The organism is Vibrio sp. E14 (assembly GCF_020515785.1).
GTDB lineage: Bacteria > Pseudomonadota > Gammaproteobacteria > Enterobacterales > Vibrionaceae > Vibrio > Vibrio diabolicus.
Genome location: NZ_JAHPJI010000005.1, coordinates 154,273 through 173,730, shown reverse-complemented (window position 1 = coordinate 173,730; position 19,458 = coordinate 154,273). Strand labels below are relative to the sequence as shown.

The 19,458-nt window shown below is 43.9% G+C and carries 22 protein-coding genes; 11 read left to right on the top strand and 11 right to left on the bottom strand.

Translation table 11 applies throughout. The features are described from left to right. Window positions 1–312: 312 nt before the first annotated feature. The 6 genes from LIX84_RS15420 to LIX84_RS15395 all read left to right on the top strand — a co-directional run bounded on the left by LIX84_RS15420 (window position 313) and on the right by LIX84_RS15395 (window position 5,287). A complete protein-coding gene (locus LIX84_RS15420; protein ID WP_054867071.1) occupies window positions 313–1,131 on the top strand; it encodes a substrate-binding domain-containing protein in 819 nt (272 codons plus the stop codon). Between the two features lie 6 nt (window positions 1,132–1,137). Further along, window positions 1,138–1,836 (top strand): ABC transporter permease, encoded by a 699-nt coding sequence (locus LIX84_RS15415; RefSeq protein ID WP_005396188.1) that lies wholly within the window; start codon window positions 1,138–1,140, stop codon window positions 1,834–1,836. Between the two features lie 50 nt (window positions 1,837–1,886). Then, the gene (locus LIX84_RS15410; protein WP_005396189.1) at window positions 1,887–2,606 is read left to right on the top strand and encodes an energy-coupling factor ABC transporter ATP-binding protein; all 720 of its coding nucleotides are present in this window, start codon (window positions 1,887–1,889) and stop codon (window positions 2,604–2,606) included. Beyond that, window positions 2,584–3,171, top strand: a complete 588-nt coding sequence (gene mobA / locus LIX84_RS15405) for a molybdenum cofactor guanylyltransferase MobA (protein ID WP_226421678.1) — start codon at window positions 2,584–2,586, stop codon at window positions 3,169–3,171. Before LIX84_RS15410 ends, mobA begins: the two co-directional genes overlap by 23 nt. Beyond that, a complete protein-coding gene (locus LIX84_RS15400; protein WP_226421677.1) occupies window positions 3,168–4,946 on the top strand; it encodes a bifunctional molybdopterin-guanine dinucleotide biosynthesis adaptor protein MobB/molybdopterin molybdotransferase MoeA in 1,779 nt (592 codons plus the stop codon). The genes mobA and LIX84_RS15400 overlap by 4 nt, the downstream gene beginning before the upstream one ends. Before the next feature lie 74 nt (window positions 4,947–5,020). Further along, entirely contained in the window at window positions 5,021–5,287 is a 267-nt protein-coding gene (locus LIX84_RS15395) for a DUF2960 domain-containing protein (protein WP_138954071.1), read from the top strand. A gap of 204 nt (window positions 5,288–5,491) precedes the next feature. Here the strand turns inward: LIX84_RS15395 and nagK are convergent, their stop codons facing one another. After that, window positions 5,492–6,400, bottom strand: coding sequence for an N-acetylglucosamine kinase (nagK, locus tag LIX84_RS15390; RefSeq protein ID WP_226421676.1), 909 nt, complete (start codon window positions 6,398–6,400; stop codon window positions 5,492–5,494). 174 nt (window positions 6,401–6,574) lie between these two features. Continuing rightward, window positions 6,575–7,324, bottom strand: coding sequence for a tRNA-uridine aminocarboxypropyltransferase (locus LIX84_RS15385; RefSeq protein WP_170902312.1), 750 nt, complete (start codon window positions 7,322–7,324; stop codon window positions 6,575–6,577). 149 nt (window positions 7,325–7,473) lie between these two features. Between LIX84_RS15385 and LIX84_RS15380 the strand changes: the two genes are divergently transcribed. Beyond that, a complete protein-coding gene (locus LIX84_RS15380) occupies window positions 7,474–8,295 on the top strand; it encodes a sterol desaturase family protein (protein WP_226421675.1) in 822 nt (273 codons plus the stop codon). Window positions 8,296–8,385: 90 nt separating this feature from the next. Here the strand turns inward: LIX84_RS15380 and LIX84_RS15375 are convergent, their stop codons facing one another. The 5 genes from LIX84_RS15375 to LIX84_RS15355 all read right to left on the bottom strand — a co-directional run bounded on the left by LIX84_RS15375 (window position 8,386) and on the right by LIX84_RS15355 (window position 12,278). Then, window positions 8,386–8,616 (bottom strand): hypothetical protein, encoded by a 231-nt coding sequence (locus LIX84_RS15375; protein ID WP_170902029.1) that lies wholly within the window; start codon window positions 8,614–8,616, stop codon window positions 8,386–8,388. A gap of 47 nt (window positions 8,617–8,663) precedes the next feature. Next, window positions 8,664–9,044: a hypothetical protein gene (locus LIX84_RS15370; protein WP_226421674.1), complete on the bottom strand. Its 381-nt coding sequence runs from the start codon at window positions 9,042–9,044 to the stop codon at window positions 8,664–8,666. A 167-nt stretch (window positions 9,045–9,211) separates the two neighbouring features. Beyond that, entirely contained in the window at window positions 9,212–9,643 is a 432-nt protein-coding gene (locus LIX84_RS15365; protein WP_226421673.1) for an NUDIX hydrolase, read from the bottom strand. After that, a complete protein-coding gene (locus LIX84_RS15360; protein ID WP_226421672.1) occupies window positions 9,633–10,052 on the bottom strand; it encodes an NUDIX domain-containing protein in 420 nt (139 codons plus the stop codon). The genes LIX84_RS15365 and LIX84_RS15360 overlap by 11 nt, the downstream gene beginning before the upstream one ends. 207 nt (window positions 10,053–10,259) lie before the next feature. Further along, window positions 10,260–12,278 (bottom strand): methyl-accepting chemotaxis protein, encoded by a 2,019-nt coding sequence (locus tag LIX84_RS15355; protein ID WP_226421671.1) that lies wholly within the window; start codon window positions 12,276–12,278, stop codon window positions 10,260–10,262. Window positions 12,279–12,412: 134 nt separating this feature from the next. Here LIX84_RS15355 and LIX84_RS15350 point away from each other — a divergent pair, with 134 nt between their 5' ends. Next, the gene (locus tag LIX84_RS15350) at window positions 12,413–12,907 is read left to right on the top strand and encodes an NlpC/P60 family protein (protein WP_005396208.1); all 495 of its coding nucleotides are present in this window, start codon (window positions 12,413–12,415) and stop codon (window positions 12,905–12,907) included. 50 nt (window positions 12,908–12,957) lie between these two features. Here LIX84_RS15350 and LIX84_RS15345 read toward each other — a convergent pair whose 3' ends face one another. From LIX84_RS15345 to LIX84_RS15335, 3 genes are all read right to left on the bottom strand, one after another. Next, on the bottom strand, window positions 12,958–13,302 hold the full coding sequence (locus LIX84_RS15345; RefSeq protein WP_005396212.1) for a DUF3802 family protein: 345 nt from the start codon (window positions 13,300–13,302) through the stop codon (window positions 12,958–12,960). 190 nt (window positions 13,303–13,492) lie between these two features. Beyond that, the gene (locus LIX84_RS15340; RefSeq protein WP_226421670.1) at window positions 13,493–14,455 is read right to left on the bottom strand and encodes a GGDEF domain-containing protein; all 963 of its coding nucleotides are present in this window, start codon (window positions 14,453–14,455) and stop codon (window positions 13,493–13,495) included. Next, a complete protein-coding gene (locus tag LIX84_RS15335; protein WP_046875314.1) occupies window positions 14,455–15,429 on the bottom strand; it encodes a response regulator in 975 nt (324 codons plus the stop codon). Before LIX84_RS15335 ends, LIX84_RS15340 begins: the two co-directional genes overlap by 1 nt. A gap of 224 nt (window positions 15,430–15,653) precedes the next feature. Here LIX84_RS15335 and LIX84_RS15330 point away from each other — a divergent pair, with 224 nt between their 5' ends. Together LIX84_RS15330 and LIX84_RS15325 are read left to right on the top strand one after the other, a co-directional pair. After that, a complete protein-coding gene (locus LIX84_RS15330) occupies window positions 15,654–16,520 on the top strand; it encodes a fructosamine kinase family protein (protein WP_005396217.1) in 867 nt (288 codons plus the stop codon). A 253-nt stretch (window positions 16,521–16,773) separates the two neighbouring features. Continuing rightward, entirely contained in the window at window positions 16,774–16,968 is a 195-nt protein-coding gene (locus LIX84_RS15325) for a CPXCG motif-containing cysteine-rich protein (RefSeq protein WP_005396219.1), read from the top strand. Window positions 16,969–17,043: 75 nt separating this feature from the next. Here LIX84_RS15325 and LIX84_RS15320 read toward each other — a convergent pair whose 3' ends face one another. Next, window positions 17,044–17,655 (bottom strand): riboflavin synthase, encoded by a 612-nt coding sequence (locus tag LIX84_RS15320; RefSeq protein ID WP_054867079.1) that lies wholly within the window; start codon window positions 17,653–17,655, stop codon window positions 17,044–17,046. A gap of 394 nt (window positions 17,656–18,049) precedes the next feature. Between LIX84_RS15320 and LIX84_RS15315 the strand changes: the two genes are divergently transcribed. Further along, window positions 18,050–19,420, top strand: coding sequence for an MATE family efflux transporter (locus LIX84_RS15315; protein WP_226421669.1), 1,371 nt, complete (start codon window positions 18,050–18,052; stop codon window positions 19,418–19,420). The last annotated feature ends 38 nt before the right edge of the window (window positions 19,421–19,458 follow it).

Genomic DNA, 19,458 nt, shown 5'->3' with positions numbered 1-19,458 from the left:
ATGGGACAGAGTGTACCAAGTTTAAACAGAGACACCCTACAAAAAGTGCGACATTTTGTACCAACGCAAACTTTTGTGCAAATAACCCCATGATTTAGTGCATAAATCGAGCACTTTTCGCTTGTAAAAGGTTGGCATCTTGTTTGCTATAAGGTGGCTACAGGGCGTATTCAAGTGATCTCAGGATGTTGGTGTTTGTTATTCCAACACCCTAAGACAACTTGCACTTTGAACTAATCGCTCTCGCCCAAGAGGCCTCTCCCAATGCATCGGGAGAAAAGCCAAAGAATCATTGGAAAGGAACACATAAAAATGAAAAAAATTGCGCTAACTCTGGCTGCGACGTCAATCACGCTTGTAAGTTACTCTGCGTTTTCCGCTCAAGATGGCGAGCACGTTCGCCTAGCAACCACTACCAGTACTTACCATTCAGGGTTACTTGATTACCTGCTTCCACAATTTGAGAAAGACACGGGCTACAAAGTCGATGTTATCGCTGCGGGTACTGGCAAGGCCTTAAAAATGGGCGAAAACGGTGACGTAGATTTGGTGATGACACACGCACCAAAAGCCGAAGGCGCATTCGTTGAGAAAGGCTACGGCGTTCTACCTCGTAAACTGATGTATAACGACTTTGTAATTGTTGGCCCGAAAGCTGACCCAGCAAAAATCAAAAATGACGAAGGCGTGTTAGATGTATTCAAAGAGATCGCAAACAAAAACGCAACGTTCATCTCTCGCGGCGATGATTCTGGTACGCACAAAAAAGAAATGGGCTTCTGGGCTCAAACTAAAATCGAACCAAACTTTGGCGGTTACCGCAGCGTAGGTCAAGGTATGGGCCCAACTCTGAACATGGCGTCTGAAATGCAAGGCTACACCATGACAGACCGCGGCACATGGTTGGCTTATCAAAACAAATTGGATCTAGAAATTCTGTTCCAAGGCGATGAAAAACTGTTTAACCCGTACCAAGTTATTCTTGTTAATCCTGAGCGTTACCCAACAATCAACTACCAAGGCGCGAAAGCATTCAGTGATTGGTTGGTGAACCCTCGCGGACAGGAACTTATCAATGGTTTCCGCCTAAACGGTAAACAACTGTTTGTTGCGAATGCTGAGAGCAAATAACGCAATATGAATCTTGCTGATACAACACTGGAAGCGCTTCGCTTACTGGTGAATTTTGATGCAGACCTATGGGAGATCGTTGCGGTCTCCTTTAGTGTTTCTATCACGGCAATATCTTTAGTGGTATTGCCGGCTATTTTGATGTCCTTTGTACTGGCGTATACCGACTTTCGCGGTAAATGGTTTTTGTTGTCGATCGTGAATACGCTGCAAGCGGTCCCTACCGTCGTGATTGGCCTGTTGCTGTACATGTTGCTGTCGCGCGCTGGCCCTTGGGGAGACTGGCAAATGCTGTTCACTCAGAAGGCGATGATTTTCGGCCAAATGGTGATCTGTTTCCCTGTTTTGGTATCGATGATGCATGGTGCATTGCAATCTAGCGACCGTCGCGCTGTGGAAACTGCCATCACGCTAGGCGTCTCCATTCCGCGCGTGGCCGCTACAATGATTTGGGAAACCCGCTTTCCTCTACTCGCAGCTATCATTGCAGGGTTCTCACGTATCGTAACCGAGGTGGGCTGCTCAATGATGGTAGGCGGAAACATTATGGGCGTAACGCGCAATATTCCGACCGCTATCGCAATGGAAAGCAGCAAAGGTGCTTTTGCGCAAGGAGTTGCATTAGGAATTGTATTACTATCTTTAGCGTTGGCACTAAACTTCTTCTTATCAAGCATGAGAGGCAAAGGCTACCTCAGAACATAGAACATGAAGCAAACAAACGACTCACCATTAACCCCATGTAGAGGCGCATTATGACTATAAAAATCACCGCCGAGCAGTTATCCATGCGCTTTAAAGAGCGTGTGCTTTTCCACATCCCTGAGTTAGCCATCGGCCCAAATGATGCCATTTATCTCAAGGGTGACAATGGTGTGGGCAAAACTACCCTACTCAAAATCCTTGCTGGCTTGCTCAAACCCTCTACTGGCGACGTTGTTGCGCCAAAAGATACGTGGCTGAAAAGACTGACGCGTCGCAATGGTCGTGTCGATGTGATTTATCTCCATCAATCTCCTTACCTTTTTGACGGCACTGTATATGAGAACGTAGTTTATGGAGTTAAATATCAACAAGACACACCAAAAGATAAGCGAGCTCAAGTTATTCACGCGCTGCGCATGGTAGGTTTAGAAACCTTAGCGGACGAACATATTTCCGTGTTGTCCGGCGGTGAAAAACAGCGCGTTGCCATGGCAAGGGCTTGGATCTTAAAACCGTCGATTTTATTGATGGATGAGCCAAGTGCGTCTTTAGACCAAGAATCCATTGAACGATTGGTGGTGATGGCGAAAGATCTTTTGGATCGTGGTTCCAGTATTGTGGTGACAAGCCATCAAACCAACGCACTGACCGACTTATGTAAAAAACAGTGGTGGATTAAAGACAAGACTTTGATAGAGTCTCCTCTGTTGTATGTCATACCAAAAGAAACATCCCAAGAGAATGCATATGCTTCAACCAACACAAACTAGTTGGGTTATTTTGGCTGGTGGCCAAGCCAGTCGTATGGGTGGAAAAGATAAAGGTCTGATTGAATTAAATCAGAAGCCACTCATCGAACACGTTATTGAACGTTTATCTCCACAAACACCACGCATTTTAATTAATGCCAACCGAAACCAAGATGCGTACAGCAAATTTGGTTTCGTATTTAGTGATCAATTCAAAGATTTCCCTGGACCTATGGGCGGTATTCACGCAGGTTTGATGCATGCTGATACTGACTGGGTTGGATTTGTACCTTGCGATAGCCCACAAATTAACACCGACCTTGTCGAGCGTTTCTGCCAAGCCGCCAAAGAAGACAGCGATATTTTGGTCGCGCATGATGGTGACCATCAGCAACCTGTTTTCACGCTCTACCACAAACGCGTACTGCCAAAACTCACCGCATTTTTAGAACGTGGCGACCGCAAAATCATTCTGCTCTACAAAGAGTGCAACACCAGTTACGTTGACTTTAGCGACTCACCAAACTGTTTCGTCAACTTGAACACTCCGGAAGAACTGGCGCAATTTGGACAATTAGAATCATGAAACACACGCTAAACATCCCTATTCTTGGTTTTGCTGCCTACTCTGGCACGGGCAAAACTACGCTACTTGAAGCATTGCTACCAAAGTTGACCGAAGCAGGTTTACGCATCGGTATGCTAAAGCACGCGCACCACAACTTCGATGTCGATAAGCCGGGTAAAGACAGCCACCGTTTACGCAAAGCTGGCGCCTCTCAAATGCTGATTGCTTCTCGCAACCGTTTTGCGTTGATGACAGAAACACGAGAAGCCGAAGCAGAGTTTGAATACCTATTAACACGTTTTGATGAAGACAATCTTGATGTAGTTTTGGTCGAAGGCTGTAAAAACATCGCGTTTCCTAAAATTGAATTGCACCGTGAAGAAGTGGGTAAACCTTGGCTTTACCCTCACGATGACAACATCATTGCTATCGCTTCCGACAGTGCGGAGTTAGATTCTGAGCTCCCTCAAATGAACATCAATGATTTGGATGCCATCGCTCAATTTGTTCTTCAATACGTTCAAGAAGCAAAAGCACCAAAATCTAAAGAGAAAGACGCCGCATGTTGCGACACTCTTTCTCCGGCTTTCCTTTCTGTGGTTCAAGGCCAAGAAAAAATCCTTTCTTTGGTGAACACGGTTTCGGAAATAGAAGCATGCAAGATTGAAAACGCCTATGGCCGCGTTCTCGCGGAAGATATCATTTCACCAGTAAACGTGCCGCAATACACCAACTCCGCGATGGACGGTTACGCCATCCGCAGTGATGATGTAGACCGCGATAGCTACCAAGTGGTTGCTGAAGTGATGGCGGGCCATGCTTACGATCAGCCTCTGGAAGTTGGTCAAGCGGTGAAGATCATGACTGGCGCACCAACACCACGTAACGGCGACACAGTGGTCATGCGTGAGCAAGCCTCTCAAGAAGGTGACAAGGTCACCTTTAACGGTTCGAATATCAAAGCAGGCCAAAACGTTCGTCAAGCAGGTGAAGATCTCGCTATCGGCAGTGACGTCTTTACCGCAGGCACTCGCCTAGCCTCTCCAGAAATGGGCATGATCGCTTCGCTTGGTTTTGGTGAAGCGAATGTGTTCCGCAAATTGAAAGTTGCCGTGTTCTCCACCGGTGACGAAGTACAAGCGCCGGGAACAGAGCAAAAAGCGAATTCTATCTACGATTCCAACCGTTTTACCATCATGGGCATGCTTGAAAAGCTCGGCTGCGAGATCTTGGATTTCGGTATTCTGGAAGACAACGAACAGTTAATGATTGAAGCGTTGGAAAACGCATCGGCGCAAGCGGACGTGGTTATGACTTCTGGTGGCGTATCTGTTGGTGATGCGGATTACATCAAACTTGCCTTGGATAAACTTGGTCAAATCGATTTTTGGCGAATCAACATGCGTCCGGGACGTCCACTAGCGTTTGGTCAAATCAACAACAAGCCGTTCTTTGGTCTGCCGGGCAACCCTGTTGCCGTGATGGTTTCTTTCATTAACTTTGTCGAGCCTGCACTGCGTAAGATGCAAGGCGAACAAGGCTGGAAGCCTCTGAAAGTGAATGCCATCGCGACTGAGAATCTTCGCTCTCGCCAAGGTCGTACCGAGTTTAGTCGAGGAATCTATGAACTGGATGACACTGGCCGTTTAACCGTTCGTACAACAGGCAAGCAAGGCTCTGGTATTTTGCGCTCAATGAGTGAGGCGAACTGTTTGATCGAAATCTCCCCAGCTATTGATACAGTAAAAGCGGGAGAAAGCGTGACAATTATCCCACTTCAAGGCAGAATCTAGCCCAAACTAGAAATTCAAAGGTCAGCGAGTCTGGCCTTTTTGTTTAATACAGAAACCTTTTCAGAGAGACAGCTATGGCTCGCACCATTCTTTACACTTACAAAGACCAAAACAAAGAACTGACGTTCTCATACCAGCAGCACCGCAACATTCAAGAAGCGGTTGCAGAAGCAGAAGGTATCGATATCACTGAGTTCCTAAAGATGGAGCAACAAATCGAAGCAGTGTCTGACACTAAAGCGGTGCGCAACTACCGCGATAACTACTTCAGAAAATTAGGCTTTAGCAAAATTACCCTAGCTCAAAAAGAAAACCTAGGCGTAGGCAAAAAGAACAAATAAGCTTAGCTGTAAACAGAAAACTCGCGATTCGTCGCGAGTTTTTTTATGCATGCTATTTTTGTTCGTGCTCTATACCCAAGCATATAGAAGTTACTTGGGTATATGAGTTACTTCTATATATAAGTAAAAAGCCCCGTTTTTACCTTGATGGTCTAAACGGGGCGTAGATTTCTTCTTACTTTATATCGAGTAACGTTTCAGTCACTACTTGATGTTTAGGAACGCAGCACCGCGTACACCGCCTGAATCACCGTGTTTTGCTTTGATGATCTTAGGACACTTAGCCACAGACAATAAGTGTTTAGGGATGCGTTTTGGCATCTCTTCATAAATCAATTCGAAGTTTGAAAGACCACCACCTAGCACAACAACATGTGGGTCAGTCGCTGTAAAGATGTTTGCAAAACAGATAGCCAGCAACTCCATAAAACGCTCAACGTGCTCGACGGCTTTCGCTTCACCTTCTGCGTGCGCTTTAATGATGTCGATCGCTTTCTTCTCTTCGCCGTAGTAATGCGCGTAAAGAAGCTCGAAACCACGACCAGATAGGTAACTATCTAAACAGCCTTTGTTGCCACAGCCACAGCCCAACAGAGGTGCGTTTTCGCCTAAGTGGAACCAAGCATCGATAGGTAAACGAGTATGGCCCACCTCACCTGCTACGTGGTTGCGGCCAGAGAAAACTTTACCATCGTAGATAAAACCGCCACCAAAACCAGTACCTAGGATCAAACCAAGTACGGAAGGCTCATCTTGAAGCTCTTCGTCCCATGCTTCTGATAGCGCAAAACAGTTCGCATCGTTTTCAATCTTTACGCTGCGACCGATTTTCGCTTCAAGGTCCGCGCGCAGTGGTTTGCCTTTCGCCGCAGGAACGTTAACCGTTAATACCGTTGCATCATCGGCGTCTTCCATACCTGGTAAGCCAAGACCAATGGTGCCTTCGCAACCAAACTCTGCATCGTATTTGTTAACCAATTCCGCAATGGTATCAACCAGCAGCTCGTAGTTGTCTGTTGGTGTAGGTACACGTTCCGTCGCTACACGCTCAAGCTTCTCGTTAAATGCACCAAATTCAATTTTAGTGCCACCGACATCAAAGCCGTAATACATGTATTTCTCTCCTAAAAAATGCTTAAACGACTCCAAAAATGGCTGGAGTCAAAAAGTATAAACTAGTGGCATTATCCATATCTGTACGCCTGCAAACCGTGACCGAATGCAGATTTATCCCCTCACCGCAGCCAGTTGAACAACATGCCATCAACAAAAGTTCATTCCTTAGAGTCAGCTCTCGGTTTTCACCCACTCTTTGAAACGTTTTAAATGCGGTCGGTTGGGATCGTTTTTGACTCGGGTCTTGGTCAACATGTAGGTTTCTCTAAAGGCTTCAAACCACAACTGCAGGCATTCCGATGCTTTATTCTCACCGGCTTGTTTCAAAACTAACGTCGCGACTTCGGCGGTTGAAAGATGCTGCTCATTCTCAGAACGGCGCATGATGTATTCAGACAGAGATTCTGGCTCAATAGAAAGCACAGGCAAAGATTTAAGAAAGTCAGAACGACGGAATATCTTTCGTGCCTCACGCCAGCTACCATCAATAAAGATCAGCAACCATTTTTTGTTCTGAGCCTCTTCGTTTATTAATCGCGCAGGCTCCAGATCTTCAATTAAACGAGATGGTTCATCCACATAGTCTGCAGGAAATACAATCACTGGTTGGTAGTTGTCATCCTGTAGTAGCTCCAGCATCTCCTCAGACGGTTCTGTTCGGTTCCATTGATATACGTAAGTCTCTTGAATCGTATCAGCAATTAGACGACCGGTATTACTTGGCTTAAATACTTCGTTTTCAGAAACAATCAACATACATGCAATATTAGCCTTGATGTTTGGCTGAAGATCGCACAAACAGTGTTGCTCAGAAACCTGGCAATATTGGCAACGAACCACTTTACATCCACGCGCGTTGAAAGGCTTGGTTGAGATAGATTGTCGGTACTGATATAAACGGTGGAAAGCGTGAATTCTCATGGTAAGTAATGCCAAGTAAAAAGTAGAGCGCGATTCTACTGACATTATGGTTTCGCCTCAAGATAAGCCCTTCAACACACCCTACTGTTTGTTGAAATAATTTCCCCCTTACCTCGGTCATAGATAAAGTAATAAATAAGGAAATGACAGTGACAGAAACGACGTTTCAAGATCCCTCGTGGATAAGATTAGGCTTTTTTCTCGGCGTATTATTACTTTGTGCCCTTTGGGAAAACAAACTGCCGAGAAAAACACTTACCGCTTCACGCGGGTTTCGCTGGATCAATAACTTATCACTGGTTGCTGTGAATAGCTTGATTGTTGTGTTAGTCATGCCTATCGCCGCCTTTCAAGCTGCAATTATCGCTCAGGAGCAACAATGGGGACTATTTAATTTGCTCTCCCTGCCCGCTTGGTTAAACGTGCTTCTAGCGGTTATTCTGCTTGATTTCGTCATTTACGTTCAGCATGTGGTCTTTCACTATGTAAAGCCACTGTGGAAGCTTCATCGAATGCACCATGCCGATCTCGACATTGATGTCACTACTGGCGCACGTTTTCATCCCATCGAAATCATCATCTCGATGGGTGTCAAAATTGCCACTGTATTTATCTTAGGCGTTTCTCCTATCGCTATCGTGGTATTCGAAATAGTGCTCAATGCCAGTGCGATGTTTAATCACAGTAATGCAAAACTGGCTTTATCAGCGGATCAGAAACTGCGAAACGTCATAGTGACGCCAGACATGCATCGCGTTCATCATTCCGTGATAGCAAAAGAAACCAACTCGAATTTCGGTTTCTTCCTTTCTGTTTGGGACCGACTTTTTGGGACATATCGAGCTCAGCCTGAACTTGGCCATGATGATGTCGTAATTGGTATACCGGAAATTAGGAATGAAACAGAACAACGATTAGACAAGCTGTTAACGCAACCTTTTCGCTATAACCGAAGAAGACGCAACAGTTGAAGAAAAGTTTTTGTGGATGAAGTGCGTAAACAAAGCGAATAGACTAAACCTAAACACCAACCAGTTAAACACCACTTCATCCTTGCGATGCTAGCTAGTGGATTCACTCTCCGTTAGTTGACGTTTTTTGTTTAACTGAGTAATACCAACAAATAAACCAACCACACCAAGCACCGTGCACACCAAAGCATTAGTATTCATTGCTTGTTGTGCTTCTATTGAGCTGTATAGAAAAGCCAGACTGAAGAAAGTGGTACCAAAGCTTAAACCTGTCAGTACGCTGAAACCAGCGAAACTGGCCAAGTCTTTAAAATCGTTCATAACGAATCCCTGTTTACTATCCTTAATTGAGTGATGAAAAGTGAAAGTTAACGAAATATCTGGCGTGATTGTCGATGTTTACGCGCGTTCCATAACCAGATAGATACGCCGAATGAAAAACCTAAAAAGAGTGTTTTCATTTGAAGTGCGGCATTGTTGTCCAATATTTCTAATGTATAGTGAGCGTGCGAGCTAAAAATAACATTGGTCGTCAGAATCAATAGCATAAGTACTAATCCGGAGCGACGGTGCTTCACCAACAGATACACCGTTAGTAAGTCTAACAGCCCCAATGAGCTCCAATAAATATTCAACCAGCGTGGCGCAAAATCATAAGGCAAAAAACCGTTAGCAATGTTGTCATAAAGATGAACCACACCGCCAACTGTCATAAAAAGGCATAAGAGAAACACGACGAATTTATCCATTATCGTTTCCTTATCTGAATGAATGCGCAAAGCATATAGAAGTCAGTTAAACATTTGTAATCTCATAGCCATTTTTGAGATCGACAGTGCCTTTAAACAGTACGTGAGGCGTGCGAAAGAAATTTATTCGCTCCTGATAGAAGCATAGTGTTAGCTTTGGCATTTCGCTAAAATACACCAATGTTAGAACAGAAGTCTTGGTCTATCAGTTTTCGAACTTTTTCCAGTGCGTTCTGAAAAACGGTATGCGCTTGTGAGGAAATATCGCTCCCTATATCGTGCCAAAAGAACGCAAAATCATGTCCGCCATCGTCTTGCGTATGAAACGTCCATGAATCCGCTAGGTCAGCACACTCGCACGAAACAAAGTGCCATACTTGATTTTGAAAGCCACTGTCCCATGAGCATAAATACCGAGCGGAGATAACGTGCGTAATTCCAGATTCTTCAGCAAGCTCCCGCTTTGCAGCCGTGATGTAACTTTCATCAAACGTCTCAATAGTGCCCTTGACGAGCTGAATACCCGCCAACGGATGTTTAAAAAGTAGGAGCTCTTGGTTTTGCTTACGCAGAACGACGGGACAAACTTTATCGATCACAAAACCACTCCTCGTTGTTTAAGCAGAAAGCTTTGGCTTGTTCTGGATATAAAGGAATCGCATGAAGTTGCTCTACTCGCTCCCACTTTAAATGGTACTGATTAGCATCTGATTTTCTGACTTGCTCTGGCCCAGCCCCCAGTTTCACTTTTGAGTTCCCGACATAAGAGAGAAAATAGGTTTCTAAGCGCCCTTGATTTTCGAGTTCAAAAACCTTCTCAACCCAATTGAGTTTCAATGAGGTTTCTGCCAGCGCTTCTCTTTTCGCGGCTTCAACAGGCTGCTCTCCTACCTCAACACTGCCACCGGGGAAAACCCAATAGTGTCTATCGTTTTGAAAACGCTGAATAAGCAAAAGTTCTTGCTGATGATTAACCAGTATAAGGCTAGCTCTTTGTAATAATTGCATGATTCATTCCTTTGAATTCGGACGACATTCTAGCCATCTTGTTTCACCGAGATAGCATTAACACCACGTAGTGATAACTCAGCCCTTAAGAAATGAGCAAGATGCGATATAACTCACTTTTGCGATTTGAATAGCAATGAGAGGGTGCGTAGAAGCAACAAAAAAGCAGAACCGAAGTTCTGCTTTTAGAAGATGAAAACATGTCACTTATGCGGACTGATGTAGCTCGTATTTATGCAACATCGCTTGTTGATGCCCCGCAATTTCCGCCACTTGCTCAGAACTCTCAACCATAGACTCAAGCTGCAGCTTTGTACGTTCGCCAAGGTCAGAAATATGGGTAATGGATTGAGATACATCTGCCGTCGCCCGTTCTTGTTCTTCTGTAGCAACTGAGATTTGCTCAACACGTTCTTGAATGTGCTTAACCGCGAGGTTGATATCAGAGAATGTCGATTTCACTTCATTGCTGGACTGCAGTGCGTGGGCCATTTCTTCTCTTGAATCATTGACTGCTTGGCGCGAACGCTCTGCGGCAGTAATAAGCTCGCTCATCATTGCTCGGATGTTCGTTGTTTGTTGAGAAGTATCACTTGCTAGTTTGCGGACTTCATCCGCGACAACTGCAAACCCACGCCCTTGTTCACCAGCTCGAGCGGCTTCTATTGCTGCGTTGAGAGCAAGCAAGTTTGTGTTGTCAGCAATACCACTGATCATATCGACCATTTCACGAATCTGCTTAACACGCTGGTTTAGCTCTAACATAGATTGCTCATTCATATCCAAAGAGCTTTCAAGTGATTCCAAACGTTCACGGTTTTGTTCCACAACTTGAACGCCTTTTTCAGTGTGCTTGGTAGCAAGCATCGAGTCCTGTGACGAGGCATTTGTCACTGTTGCTATTTCACGAATGGAGGCTTCAAGTTGCGTAATGGTCGTGATCATGCTCGCCAACGCTTCATTTTGTGTCGTCAACCCATCGCTCGTTTGTTCAGCTGCACTGTGGCTGACTTCGGCTGTCTGATAAAGCGTCTCACAGTTACGTGTAACTGTTTGGATAGAGTTGTTTGTTGAATCAATCACTTGGTTTAGTTTTCTTGCTACTTCTTTCAGCTCATAAGGACCAACCTCTTGTGCATTGTCACGGAAGTCATGCTCGGTAAGTGCGGAAAGACGCGTTAGTACATTTCTTAACCCTCGGTTTGTCCATGACTTTAGACTGAACCAAGTGATCAGAATAATGAAAGAAATCACACACGCTGCAAAAACGATCATAACACTCACTGACTCAATGGTCTCATTGACCACACTCTCTTTATCCGCAATCAACTCACCAGCAGCTTGTGATATTTGATCAAGCAACCGCATGGTTTCATCCGCAAGAATCGAAGCCTGTTTAAACTCTGAACGTTGCATTTCCCCTTGTTCTAGTTTGGCGAGGATCAAACGCAGCACGCCCTTTTCACTAAAGCCTTGCTTCACCATCTCGTACGGTGCCGTTAGGCTTGCATATTCGCTTACTTCTGGATGTAAAGACTGGAAATCTTCATAGGCGAGATTAATACCTGCAATACGGTTACGCATTTCTCGATATTCTTTTTCGGCTTTGCTCAGCTCAGAATGCATCATCATTACTAAGAAGGTGCTTTCCATTGAGCTCGCTGAAGCAATAAATCGGTTGGCGGCATCACTCGATTCAGGATTTTCGGCACTAAGAAACGAGCTGATTCGATTCATTTCCGGGCCGATAGAGCTGAGCCCATAGCGGAACCCACCAACTCCTGCATCAATATCCATTTGAATTTTTATCACTGAAGATTGCTTCAGTAAAATGGACTGCGTGACGTTATGTAAACGCGCTAAATTTGTATCTAACTCCTCAGAGAGTTGCTCAGCAACACCAGAAGCTTCTCCAACCAAACTTTTGCTTTGAGTCGCAAGTGAATCGATTTGCTCTTTTATTAGAGGCAACTCTTTTGGCTCAGTAATTTGCATACCATGGTTGAGTAGCTTAACCATCTCCAATACATTCCTAGTTAACTTTGCGTTCGCCATCGCGATTGGTAACGCTTTTTGCGACAAGTCTTCAAATTGCTCTCCTACCTGTTCCATTCCTTTGAAACTTGAGACAGAAAGGGCTATAACAAGAGCTATGATAGTTAAGAATGTTGCACTAACAGCCTGAATCAGTGAAAGTGATGTGCGTGAGCGTTTTCGCTTTGCCATAATCAATTTTTATTCTTTCTTAAGGTTGAATCGGCTTTGCAGTAATTCCGTCACATTTGTGAGACAAAACCGTGATTTGCAGCCCATACTATGGATTGGTTATGACACTAATATTTCAGTTGTGAGTCGTAGAGATGACAGGTGGTGATTTGCGTCGAGTATATTTTCCTTTGATAATCAGTGTGCTACTAAGCGCCTGCTCTTCTGGGCCTGAACCTAGCGAGCAAGTGCAAGTGACAACACCTACAAATCAGTTATTGGACAATAACCCTGACTTGTTCCAGTTTTATACAGAATGGCATGGCACACCTTATCGCTTAGGCGGCACACAAAAATCTGGTATTGATTGCTCGGCATTTGTGCAAAAAGCCTTTGTCGAGGCTTATCAGCTATCGTTACCCAGGACAACGAGACAACAATCGAAACAAGGTGTGGAATTAAATTGGACGGACGCCAAACAAGGAGATTTGGTGTTTTTTAAGACAAGACGGACGACCTATCATGTAGGGATTTACTTGGGTAACAAGCAGTTCATGCATGCGTCAACGTCTAAAGGTGTGATCATTTCAAGAATCGACAACCCATACTGGGCATCTAAGTTTTGGCAAGTAAGAAGAGTTACAATGTAACTCTTCTTACTTTTAGAATTGGAGATGACTGGGACTGGTATCAAACAATATCAATCGTAAGTAGCAACGGCAGTATCGAATAGGTTTTTAACCAAAGCGATGTATTCATCAAGGAACGTGATCTGTTCATTAGTCGCTTTTTTATGCCATACACCAGCCAATATCTCGCCAAGATCTTCAACAACCGCATCCGCCTCTTTTAGTAATTTGAAGCGTACGCTTGAGTGAAGCTCTGGGTTTTGCTCAAAGATCGCCATGATGTTTGAAGCCACCATATCGGTGACGACATCTTCGATGCTTTCGGATCCAGTGTCGCCAATTTCAGTCGTGAAAATATCTAGATTTAGCGACAAGTGCTCGATAAGAGCGAGATATCCATCGGTTTCTAAAACCACTGTTTTTCTCCGTTTATTGCAAGCCTTCGAAGCTGAAAGCGGAATAGTTTCAATAGTAAGACATGCCGAGAAAATTTCATTAACTTATTTCATATTAACAAACATTCACGAACCAACTGGATGTTTTTCAAACAATTGCGCTTTGCCTCACTGCGTTCGGATACAGGGTTTCTTCAAACCTTTTTGTATTTCAGTCATTTTCATGCAAACAAGTTTGGTTACGACCGTTTTCTTTTGCACGATACAACGCAGCATCGGCACTCTTTAACCATTGAGTGTGAGTTTCAAAATAAGGTTTATACTCGCAAACACCAATACTTATCGTGTAATTAATCAAAAAATCTTCCACTTTCACGATCTCTTGCTCAATTCTTTTACGTAAACGCTCCGCGAAATAGCAAGCTTGTTCTTGATTCGTATGAGGAAGCAATACCGTAAACTCTTCTCCACCAAAACGACCGCACACATCACTGCTTCTTGCTGTCTTTCTTAATAACGAAGAAGTACGACGAATGACTTCATCTCCCGTCGGGTGACCATAGGCATCATTCACTTTTTTAAAGTGGTCGATATCAAATATTACTAATGAGCATGGTCCGTCGATAACTTTTAGGTGAGCAAACTCTTCTTTCAGCGATTGCTCCCAATAAGCACGATTAAATAAACCTGTTAAACCATCTTTGCGACTGATTTCAGACAAATGTTGATTTGTTTCTTTCAAATGAATGCGATTTCTTGCCGTTTCAGAGACATCATTCACTTGAATAGCAATGTGGCTGACCTCTCCTGAGAGCCCGATTAACGGGGTGATTACGATGTCTTGATACATGAAATCACTGCTGTTTGAAACCGGAGAAAAATTGTTGAATTTAAAAAGGTACGGTCGGTTTTCCCAGCTAGAGAAGGAACGAGTTTCCAGATCGGCGGCGGTTTTTATCTTGGTTTCTAGCCAAGTTTTTGGCAATTCTTCAAAATGATCAAATAAACATTGGCCAAGGATTTCTTGTGACAGAACGCCACTGTATGACTGCATAAAACTGTTCCACACACAGACCTTATACTCTTGATCCAACACGATAAGCCCTGAATCCATCGTATCGAGAATTTGTGTGACCCAATGAAAGTCTGCTATGTCCAGCGTAATATCGGACATTAGATTAGCTCCATGATTTCATAAATAATTTCTACGGATGGTTTATCAATTAAAAACAGTACCTCACACTCAAAATCGAGCGCTTCTGCCATGTAGGTGTATTCGATAGTAAACAGCTCACCTAATTCACCCTGCTCTTCACAGTAAGGCGTTAACGTATCCACAATGCCTGGCTGACGAAGTGAGAATTGCTTGTCGAGCTGATCCCCTAACGATGTGAGAAATGAAGAAACCAGTAAGTTCGAGATATTCAAAATGATTTCATTATGAGGTGTAAACTCAAGCAGATAGCCTAACTTCTCACCAATTTGATTGATGTCTCTACCACGTAAACACACCAGAGCTTCACCATGAATACCGCCACCAACAAACCTCTGCGCAACCGCGACGGAGCCATCACGCCCAACAACGTCGACAAGCGTCATATGAAGTTCGCCATAGGATAACGGACCAACATGTGGAACAGGAAGTTGGATGAACTCGTGTAAGTGGTCTGCCATAATCGCAGCCCCTTTACCAAGGGCAATGTTTGCAATCTCGCGGAATTTGGCTAATGAGGAGAACTCCTCGCAAATCTGGATTTTAGGATCAATCGAATGGCTAGGCTTGAACGCATAGTGCAGCCCCAATTGTTCATAGAGCGGTATCACCTGCTCTTCTGTCAGAGGCTTAGCGATAAAAGCTTGAGCACCTAGCTCTATGCAGCGCTGTTTTGCCTCTTGTTGAACATCTCCAGAAATAATGACGATTTTAGTCTGGTAGTGACTAACAGGTAATGACTCGAGGACTTCAAAACCGTCCATGATCGGCATCGTTAAATCGAGAAACAAAATATCGATATTTTGCTCCGCAAGAATATTTAGCGCCTCATACCCATCTTGAGCTTCGATCAGGTGCAATGATGTATCTTGTACGATGGAGCGCGCAATGAGCTTTCTTGCAACCGCTGAGTCATCACATATCAGTATTTTCATGTCACCAATGGAACTAACGTCAAAAAAATAATAATACCTGTTGTATACGTTCATCTCCATATGCTATGCCGACAAATCAGAGGCTTATAAGCGATTTGATTCACATTTATACAAATTGACTACACTGAGAGGAAGGTTTCTTTACGAAGTATGCTCAACGTAGCGCCAACACCTTGCTTTTTATCCTAAACTGTTGGTGGTCAAATAGATTCGCGAGGTTTTGTATGTGGCAAGCAATATCGCAACAGCTTTCTGATACTTTATTATTCGAGTACCAGATCACGGAAAAAGTAAGACTGTCTGGTGGGGATATCAGTGAAAGCTACATGATCAATGACGGCGAACAGCGCTATTTCGTGAAAATTAACGATCGCGAGTTTTTGTCTAAGTTTGAAGTTGAGGCAGAAAGTCTGCATCTTTTGCGCGAGACATCTACCCTATTTGTTCCAGAGGTTGTATTGGTTGGTAAAACCAAAAACGCCTCATTCCTAATTCTTAACTACCTTCCAACAAAGCCATTAGAAGATGGCCCAAACAGCTTTAAATTAGGACAGCAATTAGCTCACCTTCATCAATGGGGCGAGCAAAAGGAATTTGGTTTTGATACGGATAACTACCTCGGATCCACTCTACAACCCAATAAGTGGCACAAGAAGTGGTGTGTCTTCTTTGCTGAACAACGCATAGGATGGCAATTACAACTTCTTAAAGAAAAAGGCGTCACTTTAGTTGATATCGACGACTTTATAGATGTCGTAAAACAACTGCTAGCAAACCATGCTCCAGAGCCTTCCTTGCTGCATGGCGATTTATGGAATGGGAATGCGGCTCTCACGGCATGTGGCCCTATCTGTTACGACCCCGCCTGCTACTGGGGTGACAGGGAGTGTGATATTGCGATGACTGAGCTTTTTGGTGGATTTCAACCGGAATTTTATCAAGGTTATGAATCTGTTATGCCACTTTCTGCTGGTTATCAAGAGCGTAAAGATATCTATAACCTTTACCATGTTCTCAACCATTGCAATTTATTTGGCGGCCATTACTTGGAGCAGGCTCAACAAGTTATTAATAAAATTATTTCTTATTAATTTGGAAGCCACTACATATTTCAAGATGTAAAACCTCGAGGCACATCACTACAGAAAATGCCCCTAAGCTCAAGGTTGAGTTTGGGGTCAAGTTTTATACTTATTTCGACTCAATTAGCAACAACTCCACCTAATATCAAAGGAGACTTAACTTTGGATTGTGCCTATTTTCCTTGTAGGCAAAGTAAGTGAAGGGCTGTACTTCCTTAAAGAATAGAGTGTTTAAAAGCCCTGCGATATTAGGAGTTGTTGTATGAAAAATTATACCGAAAGGCATGTCAAATGCCCCCATTGTGGACATTCAATCGGCATTACACTAGATGCAAGTAATGGTGACCAAGAGTTTTATGATGATTGCCCAGCTTGTTGCCATGCCATTCACTTAAATATGCGAGTAGATGAGCTGCAAGATAAAGTCGAACTGTTTATCGATGACAATTACGAATAACAACTCCAGCATGTAAGCGTTGAAAACACAAAGTCACTTGAATTAAAAAGGAGCACTTGGCTCCTTTTTATTATTCTAAAGCTGTTTTGCTGCGAGAACTCGCTCAACAGTATCAACGATGGCTTGAGTCTGAGGGTCAAACTCAATATTAACGCGGTCCCCTACTTGTCTTACTCCAAAGAGTGTTCGTTGCAAGGTTTCTGGAATTAGGTGTACTGAAAAACGACACGCTTCAACCTCACCAATCGTCAAAGAACAACCATCCAAGCCGATATAACCTTTCGCTAATACATATTTCATTGATTCTTGCGGCAGTTGGAACCAAATCGTGCGGTTATTAGGCGTATCGATGATCTCGACAATATCAGCCATCAAACTAATATGGCCAGACATGCTGTGTCCGCCAATTTCATCACCAAACTTAGCCGCTCGCTCAATGTTTACGCTGTCACCTTCAACTAGCTCGCCTAAGTTGGTGAGAGCCAATGTCGCTTGCATTAAATCAAAGCTGATAAGGTTGCCATTAATATTGGTCACGGTCAGGCAGCAGCCATTGTGAGCGACAGATGCCCCTATTTCTAATCCTTTACAAAGCTCATCGCTTAACTCGACAACATGCGTTTGAAAGCGTTCTTTTTTATCAATTTTAACGACCTTAGCCGTACCCTGAACTATTCCTGTAAACATTCTTTTTACCTATTGATTTCATACAAGCTGCAATCGATGACAGAGCCTTAAGCACAGCACTGTGTATCGAGATCAAACCTGTAGATTATAGAGCAACGACCTATTGAAAAATGGAGCCTTGTTCTCATACAGGCTTCTAACATTAACATGATTTATTACGGCTCTCAGTATTAGCGTATCCTGAGCTTAGCGAGCATTAAGTTAGTGTTATCCACTATTCGCAACCTAACTATGGAATATAAACATACAATTGTTTATCATTTGCGCGGAGTTTCTCCGAGGCATTTTTTCACCTTATCGTGACTAAAATCAACCATCAGATCAGTTCACCACATCTTTTGTCCTCGAGCGCTCTCATTCTTTCAACTTATTGTTCCGCTCTGGAGTATTTTTCGTGCATCGCTATAAAGAAGAAGCATCAAGTCTCATCAAATTGGCGACCCCGGTATTGATCGCATCTGTTGCTCAAACTGGTATGGGGTTTGTTGATACCGTTATGGCCGGAGGCGTTAGTGCCACCGACATGGCTGCGGTTTCTGTCGCTTCAAGTATTTGGCTTCCATCCATTTTATTTGGTGTGGGTTTGTTAATGGCGTTAGTCCCTGTTGTCGCACAGTTAAATGGCTCTGGTCGTCGAGTAAAAATCCCGTTTGAAATTCAACAAGGCGTCGTTTTGGCATTGTTGATCAGTGTGCCGATTATTGCAGTGCTGCTTCAAACCCAATTTATTCTCGGATTTATGGATGTTGGAACGTTGATGGCAGAAAAAACAGTGGGATACATTCATGCTGTTATCTTAGCAGTGCCTGCTTTCTTGCTTTTTCAAACGCTTAGAAGCTTTACGGATGGTATGTCATTGACGAAACCAGCAATGGTCATTGGCTTTATCGGTTTACTGCTCAACATTCCCCTAAACTGGATTTTCGTGTATGGCAAGTTTGGAGCACCTGAATTAGGCGGTATTGGCTGTGGTGTCGCAACCACGATTGTTTACTGGGTCATGTTTGCCCTACTATTGCTTTATGTAATGACATCAGATCGACTTAAAAGCATCAACTTATTTGGTGAATGGCATCGACCACAATGGAAAGCGCAAGTTCGTCTGTTCAGGCTCGGCTTTCCTGTTGCAGCAGCGCTGTTTTTTGAAGTGACACTATTTGCTGTCGTTGCACTATTGGTCTCACCACTAGGACCAATCATCGTTGCTGCGCATCAGGTTGCGATTAACTTCTCGTCGCTAGTATTTATGCTTCCAATGAGTATCGGTGCGGCAGTGAGTATTCGTGTCGGACACCGACTTGGCGAAGAAAACGTTGATGGCGCTCGCGTTGCTTCACGAGTGGGCATCATGGTTGGTCTAGGTCTATCTGTTCTTACAGCGATATTAACCGTATTGTCTCGTGAATGGATTGCCGAACTTTACACTAGCAACCCAGAAGTCATCACTCTAGCGATGCAACTGCTCGTATTTGCTGCTGTTTATCAATGTACGGACGCAGTTCAGGTAATCGCGGCAGGTGCACTGCGTGGCTATAAAGATATGCGAGCCATCTTCAACCGTACGTTTATCGCCTACTGGATTCTTGGTTTACCAATGGGTTACGTCCTTGGCCGCACAGACTGGATCGTCGAGCCAATGGGAGCGCAAGGTTTCTGGCTAGGCTTTATCATCGGCCTTTCTTCTGCCGCACTTATGTTAGGGGTAAGAATGCGCTGGATGCACCGCCAAGAACCAGAGGTGCAATTGAACTTTTCAGTTCAGTGATAATAAGAAAAAGCCAGCACACGCTGGCTTTTTTGATC